This window comes from Methylobacterium sp. ap11 (assembly GCF_900110515.1).
Lineage (GTDB): Bacteria > Pseudomonadota > Alphaproteobacteria > Rhizobiales > Beijerinckiaceae > Methylobacterium > Methylobacterium ajmalii.
On record NZ_FOEB01000005.1, the window covers coordinates 375,642 to 385,070 of the forward strand.

Annotated in this window: 8 protein-coding genes; 1 reads left to right on the top strand and 7 read right to left on the bottom strand. The window is 71.8% G+C overall.

The window, feature by feature from the left end:
• Positions 1 to 117 precede the first annotated feature (117 nt).
• Positions 118 to 414 (top strand): GCG_CRPN prefix-to-repeats domain-containing protein, encoded by a 297-nt coding sequence (locus tag BMX97_RS10255; RefSeq protein ID WP_091748932.1) that lies wholly within the window; start codon positions 118 to 120, stop codon positions 412 to 414.
• A gap of 81 nt (positions 415 to 495) precedes the next feature.
• Here the strand turns inward: BMX97_RS10255 and BMX97_RS10260 are convergent, their stop codons facing one another.
• The 7 genes from BMX97_RS10260 to dxs form a co-directional block, all read right to left on the bottom strand.
• Positions 496 to 1,527 (bottom strand): TIGR03885 family FMN-dependent LLM class oxidoreductase, encoded by a 1,032-nt coding sequence (locus tag BMX97_RS10260; protein ID WP_091748934.1) that lies wholly within the window; start codon positions 1,525 to 1,527, stop codon positions 496 to 498.
• 86 nt (positions 1,528 to 1,613) lie between these two features.
• Positions 1,614 to 3,653, bottom strand: coding sequence for a squalene--hopene cyclase (gene shc / locus BMX97_RS10265; protein ID WP_177202177.1), 2,040 nt, complete (start codon positions 3,651 to 3,653; stop codon positions 1,614 to 1,616).
• Positions 3,654 to 3,730: 77 nt separating this feature from the next.
• Positions 3,731 to 5,026 carry a hydroxysqualene dehydroxylase HpnE gene (gene hpnE / locus BMX97_RS10270; protein ID WP_091748940.1) on the bottom strand — a complete coding sequence of 432 codons (1,296 nt, stop codon included), beginning with the start codon at positions 5,024 to 5,026 and terminating at the stop codon, positions 3,731 to 3,733.
• Entirely contained in the window at positions 5,023 to 5,883 is an 861-nt protein-coding gene (gene hpnD, locus BMX97_RS10275) for a presqualene diphosphate synthase HpnD (RefSeq protein WP_091748943.1), read from the bottom strand. Before hpnD ends, hpnE begins: the two co-directional genes overlap by 4 nt.
• Complete coding sequence (hpnC, locus tag BMX97_RS10280) at positions 5,880 to 6,764, bottom strand: squalene synthase HpnC (protein ID WP_091748946.1); 885 nt, start codon at positions 6,762 to 6,764, stop codon at positions 5,880 to 5,882. Before hpnC ends, hpnD begins: the two co-directional genes overlap by 4 nt.
• Positions 6,761 to 7,807 (bottom strand): hopanoid-associated sugar epimerase, encoded by a 1,047-nt coding sequence (gene hpnA, locus BMX97_RS10285; RefSeq protein WP_091748949.1) that lies wholly within the window; start codon positions 7,805 to 7,807, stop codon positions 6,761 to 6,763. Before hpnA ends, hpnC begins: the two co-directional genes overlap by 4 nt.
• 186 nt (positions 7,808 to 7,993) lie before the next feature.
• Positions 7,994 to 9,429 (bottom strand): 1-deoxy-D-xylulose-5-phosphate synthase (gene dxs / locus BMX97_RS10290; protein ID WP_091748952.1); only part of this gene is annotated, 1,436 nt, incomplete at its 5' end.

Genomic DNA, 9,429 nt, shown 5'->3' on the forward strand with positions numbered 1-9,429 from the left:
GGCTGTTGACCGGTGGCCGAACGACCCGCTCAGCCTGCGTTCAGGTCGTTAGTCCCTATTCTAGGAATGTTCGGGGCGGCTCTCGCGGCTGCCCCCATCCTGGAGGAAGATTCCACGATGATGCACGTGAAGGTGCTCGGGATGGCCGGCCTTGTTGCGGGCGGCCTGGTTCTCGCGTCGGCGGCGCAGGCCGCCCCGATCGGCCTCGGCGCGACGGGTTCGCTCGCGCCGGACACGGGCGTGACGAAGGTAGCCGGCGGCTGCGGCCCGGGCTTCGCCCCGAACCGTTTCGGCTATTGCCGTCCCTTCTACGGGCCGCGGCCGTTCTACGGGCCGCGCCCGTACTATTACGGCCCGCGGCCGTACTGGCGCCGTCCGGTCTACGGCCCGCGCCGGTTCTACTACGGGTACTGATCGAACGATCACCGCTCGCGAGAGGCGCCCGACCGGCTGGTCGGGCGCCTCTCTGCGTTTGATCCCACGGTTCTCGGAAACCTACCCGGCCCGGGCTGCGGGCTTGCGCCCGAACGGGTCGAACTCGATCACCGGGGCCTTGCGGCCGTGCAGGACCGGCAGCACCCGCTCGCCGAAGGCATCGATGAAGGCCGGCTGGCTGCCGCCAACCTGGTGAAGGTCGATACTGTCGAAGCCCAGCGCCGCGCAGGCCGCGATGCGCTCGGTCAAGGCCGGCAGGTCGTGGGAGATCAGCACGGTCTCATGCATGTCCTCGGGCCGCAGGTAGCGGGCGGCGGCCTCGAAATCAGTCGGCCGGGGCAATTCCCAGGCAACCGAGGCCGGCAGGGCGTTGAAGCGCCATTCCGCATGGGCCTGGTGCAGGGCCTCGGCTGGATCGGGATCGTAGCTCAGGTCCATCTTGAGGAAGACCGGCTTGTCGGCGCCGCCATTCTCCCGGAAGGCGTCGACGATAGGCCCGAGCGCCTCCGGGTTCGTCCCGACGGTCAGGAGGCCGTCGGCCCAGGTGCCGAGCCAGGCGGCGGTCTCGACGCTGGTGGCGGCCCCGACGAGGCGCGTCGGGGTCTCGGGCAGGGACCACACTTTGGCCTCCACCGCCGTCAGGCGGCCGCGCTGTGTCACAGTCTCGCCGGCCAAGAGCGCCCGCATGATCTCGGCGCCCTCGCGCAGGCGGGCATTGCGCTCGGCCTTGTCGGGCCAGGGCCCGCCGGTGGCGCGCTCGTTCATCGCCTGGCCGCTGCCGAGCGCCACCCATGGCACCCGGCCGGGAAACATCTGCCCGAGGGTCGCCACGGCCTGGGCCAGCACGACCGGATGGTAGCGCCAGCCCCCCGGCACCGAGATGATGCCGAAGGTCAGCCGCTCGGTCGCCTGGAGCGCGGCGCCGAGCCAGGCCCAGGCGAAGCCCGACTCGCCCTGGCTCGGCGACCAGGGCTGGAGGTGGTCGGAGGAGAAGGCCCCGTCGAAGCCGGCCTGCTCGGCCCGCTGGGCGAGCGCGAGCAGCGCCCGGGGCGGGCATTGCTCGTGGGAGATGTGGTAGCTGTAAAGGGTCATCGCGCGGCTCCCGGCCCGGGGAATGCCCGAGCCCGGGCGGTCGTTCCGGGCGGGTGCGGTTGCGCCGCGGGCCCGACCGGTCGTCGCTACATTCCGACCGCGACCTTGCGGCTGTTGCCCCGCTGGAGGTTGCGGTAGCGCGCCAGCGCCCAGAGCGGGAAGAACTTCGCGTAGCCGTGATAGCGCAGGTAGAACACCCGCGGAAAGCCGGTGCCGGTGTAGAACTCCTCGCCCCACAGCCCGTCCGCACCCTGCGTGCGGGCGAGATAGTTGACGCCGCGGGCCACCGCCGGATGGTCGGCCTCGCCCGCCGCCATCAGGGCGATCAGCGCCCAGGCGGTCTGCGAGGCGGTGCTGCCGGCGCGCTCGTAGCCGCGATATTCGAGCTTGTAGCTCGTCGCGTCCTCGCCCCAGCCGCCGTCGGGGTTCTGGATCGAGACCAGCCAGTCGACGGCCTTGCGGACCGGCGCGGAGGCCGGATCGTGCCCGGCGGCGTTCAGCGCGCACAGCGCCGACCAGGTTCCGTAGATGTAGTTCATCCCCCAGCGGCCGTACCAGCTGCCGTCCTCCTCCTGGTCGGCCAGCAGGTAGTCGACGGCCCGGGCCAGCGGCGCGCTCGTCTCCTTGGTCTCGCCGAGCTGGGCGAGCATCGAGATGCAGCGCGCCGTGACGTCGGCGGTCGGCGGATCGAGCAGCGCGCCGTGGTCGGAGAACGGGATGTAGTTGAGGTAGTGGTAGGTGTTGTCGGCGTCGAAGGCGGCAAAGCCTCCGTCGCGGCTCTGCAGGCCCTCGATCCACTCGCGGGCCCGGGCGATCGACTGGGTGTAGTCCGAGCCACCCTCGCCGGGGCCGAGGCGGGTCTGCGCCCGGTCCATCGCCATCGCCACCACGGCGGTATCGTCGAGGTCGGGATAATGCGCGTTGTTGTACTGGAACGCCCAGCCGCCGGGACGCACGTCCGGTTTGCGGGCCGCCCAGTCGCCCTTGATGTCGAGCACCTGGAGGGGCTTGAGCCATTCGAGGGCGGCGCGGGCCTGGCGCTCGTTGTCCTGCCCGCCGGCCTCCATCAGGGCGTGGGCGGCGAGCGCCGTGTCCCAGACCGGCGACAGGCAGGGCTGGACGTAGGCCTCGTGCTCCTTGACGGTGACGAGCTTCTCCACCGCCGAGCGCGCGGTGGCCACCAGCGGATGGTCCTCCGGATAGCCGAGCGCCTCGTACATCAGCACTGAGTTGGCGATGGCCGGGTAGATGGCCCCTAAGCCGTCCTCGCCGTTCAGCCGCTCGCTGACGAAGGCCACCGCCTTGTCGATGGCGCGGGCCCGCGGCTTCTTCGGGAAGAACGGCTCGACCACCCGCAGGATGTCGTCGATCGCCGCGAAGACCGGGCGCCAGGGCGAGGATTCCTGGGCGCCGGAGGGCCAGCGCCGGATCCGCTCCGGATCCTGGGTGAACAACTCGCGCACGCCGATCCCGCGCGGGTTCTTGGCGCGCGGCTTCTTCACCTGCAGCACGAAGAGCGGCACCATCACGGTGCGGGCCCAGTACGATACCTTGTCGAGGTGGAACGGGAACCACCGCGGCAGCAGCATCACCTCGACCGGCATCACCGGCACGGCGTTCCACGGCACCTCGCCGTAGAGGGCGAGCAAGGTGCGGGTGAAGACGTTGGCGTGCGCCGCACCGCCGCGCTGAAGGATCGCCTCGCGGGCCCGGCGCATGTGCGGCGCGTCGATCGGATCACCGATCATCTTGAGGGCGAAATACGCCTTGACGGACGCACTCATGTCGAACGGGCCCTCGTGGACGAGGGCCCAGCCGTGATGCAGGGCGCTCTGCGTCCGGCGCAGGTAGACGGCGATCTTCTCCTCCAGCTCCCGCGGCGGCACCGAGGCGCGGAAGTGGTGGTAGAGGATGTACTCGGACGGGATGGTGGCGTCCGCCTCGAGCTCGAAGCACCAGTGCCCGTCGGCATGCGCCATCTGCGTCAGCGCCCGGGACGCGGCCGAGACCCGCCGCTCGACCTCGTCGAGGGTGATGTCCTGCGTGCTCTTGCGTTGCAGCGTCTCGACCTTGCCCACGGTATCTCTGCCTTCCTCTAGGAAGGGCGGCTCCGCCCCGCCGCCCATGATGCCATCCCGATTCGTTTTCGCAGCGCACAAAACGCCGCTTACGCCCACGCTGTTCCCGAAACAGGGCCCCGGCGTCAAGCGGCTCCGCGCAACGCAGCGTTGCCACGGTTACCGGTATCGGCGCCTGTTAGAATCTGTGCCGCCGTCGCCCCGGACCGGATCGCCCCCTCGATGGTTGAGGGCAGCCCGGTCGCCGTCCAGTCTCCGGCGAGCGCCAGATTCCCGATGTGCGTGCGCGCACCCGGACGGCGCGCCGCCTCCGCCGGGGTCGCCGCGAAGGTCGCCCGCTTCTCCTTGACGATCTGCCAGCGCGGCATCGCCTGGCCGGCATACCCGGAGAGCCGCGAGACCTCGTCCCAGATCGTGCGAGCCAGTTCCTCCCGCGGCACGTCGAGCAGGCGGTCGGCGCCGCTGATCGTCACCGAGAGCCGGTCGGGATAGAAAAAGAGCCACTCGGTCACGCCGCCGACGACGCCGAGAAGCAGCGGCGCCCCCGGCTTCGGCACGACCGCGAAATGCGCGTTGACGATCGAGCGATGGCTCTGCGGCACGCTCAGACCCGGCATCAGGCCGGCGACGACCCAGGCCGGCAACGCCAGCACCGCCGCGTCGTCGGGTCCGAGCTCCTCCATGCCGTCCGAGAAGTCGAGCCGGGTGAGCCGCCCGCCCTCGATCCCGAGCGCCCGCAGGCGACGGCCGAAGCGTACCTCGGCCCCGGCCGCGGCGAGGGCCGTCAGCGCCGGATCGACGAAGGCCGCCGACAGCCCCTCGACGGCGATGAGCGGCCGACAGGCCCGGCCGCCGGCACCGAGCGTCTCGCGCAGGATGGTGGCGGCGAGCCCCGCATCGCTCTCCTGCGGCTCGGTGTTGAGGGCGGCGAGCAGCACCGGGTGCCAGAGCCGGTCCCACAGCAGGCCCTCGCAGGCCATGCTCTCGCCGATCGTGGCGGAGCGCGTCGCGCCGCGGAAGATGCCCAGCGGCGCGAGGTAGTCGCGGGCGCGGCTGCCCGGCACCCGGCGGCGGGCATCGAGCACCCACCAGGGCAGACGCCCGGCATTGGGGCGCAGGGTCCAGCGCTCGCCGGTGGCGAGATCGGCGAAGGCGAAGGCGGCCTCGTCCGGCCCGGCGAGCACGCCCTCCGGCGCACCGGCGAGCTTGAGGAAGTCGAGGGCGTCGCGATTGCCCGAGAGCAGCAGGTGGTTGCCGTTGTCGATCGTCAGCCCGAGGCCCGGATCGAAGTAGGAGCGGCAGCGCCCGCCGGCCTGCTTGGCCGCCTCGTGCACCACGACGCGCCGGCCGGCCTTGGCCAGCCGCAGGGCCGCCGACAGGCCGGCGAGGCCGGCCCCGAGGACATGAACCGTACCCATCAGACGACCGCGTGACGCAGGAGGACGCCGACGAGCGCGAGCTTGCCGGGCTTCACCCGCGCGCGGGGCGCCGCCCAGCCGCGCTTGCGCAGGCCGACGAGGATCAGGTGGTAGGCCGCCCCCATGATCCGAGGTGCCTTGGTGGCGCGGCGCGACTGAGCGTGCATGATCGCCCAGGACGCGTCGTAATGCGCCTGCGCCTCGTCGAGGAGCCGCGCGCAGACCTCCCCGAGACGCGGATGGGCCAGCGCGCTCTCGGGCGTCGGATGGGCCAGCCCGATCGCCGCCAGCGGCTCGGCCGGCAGGTAGAGCCGGCCGCGCTCGGCATCCTCGTCGATGTCGCGCAGGATGTTGGTGATCTGGAGTGCCCGGCCGAGATGATGGGCGAGCTTGATCCCGGGCTCCTCGGGCAGGCCGAAGATCCGCACCGAGAGGCGGCCGACGGCGCTCGCCACCCGGTCGCAGTAGAGGTCGAGAGTCGCGGAATCGGGGGCGACGATGTCGGCCTCGGCGTCCATCGCCATGCCGTCGATCACCGCCTGGAAGTCCTCGCGCTTCAACCCGAACTGCCGCACCGGCCCGACGAGGGGTTGGGTCCGCGGCACGGGCCGGCCGGCATAGAGGGCGTCGATGTCGGCGCGCCAGCGGTCGAGCTCGGCCGCGCGGACCTCGCGGGCGCCGCCGTCGTCGGCCACGTCGTCGACGGCGCGGCAGAAGGCGTAGACCGCGTACATCGCGTCGCGCTGCTCGGCCGGCAGCAGCCGCATGGCGGTGTAGAACGACGAGCCGGCGGCCGGCAGGGCCGCGGCCTCGGTCGTGGCCTCGACGGGCGAGGCGGGCTGAGAGGCGAGGGCGGTCACGGTCGGGCTCCCCGCAGGGCCGGATGGAGGTGGCGGCGGAACGGCCGCCGGGCGAGCGTCGTGGCGGCGGCGCCGAGCGCGGTCAGCGCGAAGGCGGCCTTGCCGTGGTGAACCTTCTCGCTCAGCGGATCGCGAAGGAGAAGGCCGCGGGCGAGCAGCACCGCGAGGCGGTGGATCGCCGCGATCTCCAGGCTAAGCCGCGTATCGTCGATGAGATCCGGCAGGGGCCGGCCCTCGTCGAGGAGGTCGAGGCAGCGTTGCGCCAGTTCCCTGATCACGGCACGGAGTGCGGGGGTGGCGCGCTCGGCACCCAGGTCCTCGATCCGGGCCCCGTGCTTCTCGAGGGTCTCCCGCGGCAGGTAGACCCGGTCGACGTTGCGATAATCCTTGCCGCAATCCTGGAGGTGGTTGATCACCTGGAGGGCGGTACAGATCGCGTCCGAGGTCGGCCAGGTCCGGCCCTGATCCTCGCCGTGGACGTCGAGGACGAAGCGGCCGACCGGGACCGCCGAATAGCGGCAGTAATGCGCCAGCTCGTCCCAGGTCTCGTAGCGCGTCTTGTGCGCGTCCATCCGGAACGCGTCGAGGAGTTCCAGCGCGTGGCGCGGCGGCAGCCCGCGCTCGGCGAGCGAGCGGCGCAGGGGCGCGGCCTCGGGGTCGTCGGGCCCCTTGCCGGTCAGCGCGTCGGCAAGCCCGTCGAGGAGCGCGATCTTGCGCTCCGGCGACAGGCCGGCATTGTCGGCGACGTCGTCGCCGGCCCGGACGTAGTAGTAGAAGTCCAGGATCGGCCCGCGGTGGCGCGGATGGATCAGGTGCGAGGCGACCGGAAAGTTCTCGTCGCGGTGCCCCTTGCCGGAGCGCGCCTCGGTGACGGTTTTCATCGGATGTATCCCGCCTGACGGAACCAGGCGACGGCGTCGGACAGGCCGTCGCGGTAGGGCCGGGCCGCGTAGCCGAGCTCGGCCCGCGCCTTGGCGTCGGAGAAGAACATGCGGTAGCGCGACATCCGGATGCCGTCGATCGTGGCGAGCGGCGCCTTGCCGGTGATCCGGGCGGCGAGCTCGGACACGAACGCCACCGGATAGACCGCCGCCCGCGGCAGCCGCACGGTCGGGGGCTTTCGCCCGACGAGACCGGCGATGTCGGCGAGCATGCGCGACAGGAGCACGTCCTCGCCGCCCAAGATGTAGCGCTCGCCGATGCGGCCTCGGTGCAGGGCCAGGAGATGGCCCTTCGCCACGTCGTCGACATGGACGAGGTTCAACCCCGTATCGACGAAGGCCGGCATCTTGCCGTTCGCCGCCTCGACGATAATCCGGCCGGTAGGGGTCGGCTTGACGTCCCGCGGCCCGATTGGCGTCGAGGGATTGACGATCACTGCCGGCAGGCCCTCGCGGGCCACCATCTCCTCGACCACCCGCTCGGCCACCACCTTGCTGCGCTTGTAGGCGCCGATGGCGGTCTCCGGGGTCAGCGGCCGGGTCTCGTCGGCGGGCGTGCCGTCGTCGTGCGGCTTGATGGTGGCGACGCTCGACGTGTAGACGACCCGCTCGACGCCGGCCTCCAGTGCCGCCCGCATCAGGGCCCGGGTGCCATCGCGGTTGGTGCGCACGATCTCTTCCGGATCCGGCGCCCAGAGCCGGTAATCCGCCGCGGCGTGGACGAGGTAGCGCATCCCGCGCATGCCCTTGGCCGCCGCCTCGGGATCGCGCATGTCGCCCTCGACGATCTCGACGTCCGGCCAGGTCAGGTTGGTGCGCGGGCTGGTGGCGCGCACCAGCACCCGCACCGGGAAGCCGGCGGCGCGAAACACGTCGACCAGCGCCGGGCCGAGGAAGCCGCTGGCGCCGGTGATCAGCACCGGGCCGGGCTCGAATCCGGCGCCGGACGGGGTGGGCGCGGTGCGGTGCTGGGCCTCGGTCATGTGTTCCTTCTCGGCGGCTCGGGCGGCGGGCCCGCTCTTGCCGACAGCGACATCAATTTCGGGAAGCCGGGCCGCTTCTGCCAGCCCGGCGCCACGCTCGCAAGGCGCAGGCTGCCGATCGCGGACGGGCGTGCCGCCCGCGCATCAGCATCCCGACCCCGGGACGAATCCGTCCGGCGAGACGTCTCAGGCGAGGCGCAGGCGCCCGCCGCGCTCGGCCGCCGCCCCGCGGGCCGGCAGGATCTCCTCGACGACCTTGACGATCGACGGGGCGTCGAGGCCCGCCTCCGCGTACATCCGCTCCGGCGTGTCGTGGTCCTGGTAGCTGTCCGGAAGCGTCAGCGTGCGAACCCGCACCCGGCCGTCGTCCAGCGCCCCGCGCGATGACAACAGGTGCAGCACCATCGCACCGAAGCCGCCCACCGACCCCTCTTCCAGCGTCACCAGAACCTCGTGGTTCGAGGCCAGGTCCAGGATCAGCGCCTCGTCCAGCGGCTTGGCGAACCGCGCATCCGCCACCGTCACGCCGATGCCCGCTGCCTCCAGACGCTCCGCCGCCTTCAGCGCTTCCGCCAGGCGCGTGCCGAGGCTCAGCAACGCCACCCGGGCGCCCTCGGGACGCTGGATCACCCGGCCCCGGCCGATCGCCAGCACCTCGCCGCGATCGGGCATCTCGACGCCGACGCCCTCACCGCGCGGATACCGGAACGCGATCGGCCCGGTGTCGTGAGCGTGGGCGGTGGCCACCATGTGCACCAACTCGGCCTCGTCGGCCGCCGCCATCACGGTCATGTTCGGCAGGCAGCACAGGTAGGCCAGGTCGAAGGCGCCCGCATGCGTCGCCCCGTCGGCGCCCACAAGTCCGGCGCGGTCGAGCGCGAATCGAACGGGCAGGTTCTGCAACGCTACGTCATGGACCAGCTGGTCGTAGCCGCGCTGCAGGAACGTCGAGTAGATCGCGCAGAACGGCTTGAAGCCTTCCGTCGCCAGGCCCGCCGCGAAGGTCACCGCGTGCTGCTCGGCGATGCCGACGTCGAAGGTCCGGTCGGGATGCGCCTTCGAGAACAGGTCGACGCCGGTGCCCGACGGCATCGCCGCGGTGATCGCCACCACCTTGTCGTCGGCGTCCGCCGCCTTGATCAGGCTCTCGCCGAACACCCGGGTGTAGGCCGGGGCGTTGGGCTTGGCCTTGGTCTGCTTGCCCGACACCACGTCGAACTTCACCACCGCGTGGCCGCGATCGGCCGCGGCCTCCGCGGGGGCGTAGCCCTTGCCCTTCTGGGTCACGACGTGGATCAGCACCGGGCCGTCGGGCGCGTCGCGCACGTTCTTGAGGACGGGCAGCAGGTGCTCGAGGTTGTGGCCGTCGATCGGGCCGACGTAGTGGAAGCCGAGCTCCTCGAACATCGTGCCGCCGCCGGCCAGGATGCCGCGGGCGTATTCCTCGGCGCGGGCCGCGGTGTCGTAGAGGGCCTTCGGCAGCAGGCGGCCGAACTGCTTGGCGGTGTCGCGAAGCGAGCGGTAGGTGTCGCCCGAGACGAGCCTGGCGAGGTAGGACGACATGGCGCCGACCGGGGGGGCGATCGACATGTCGTTGTCGTTGAGGATGACGATGAGGCGCG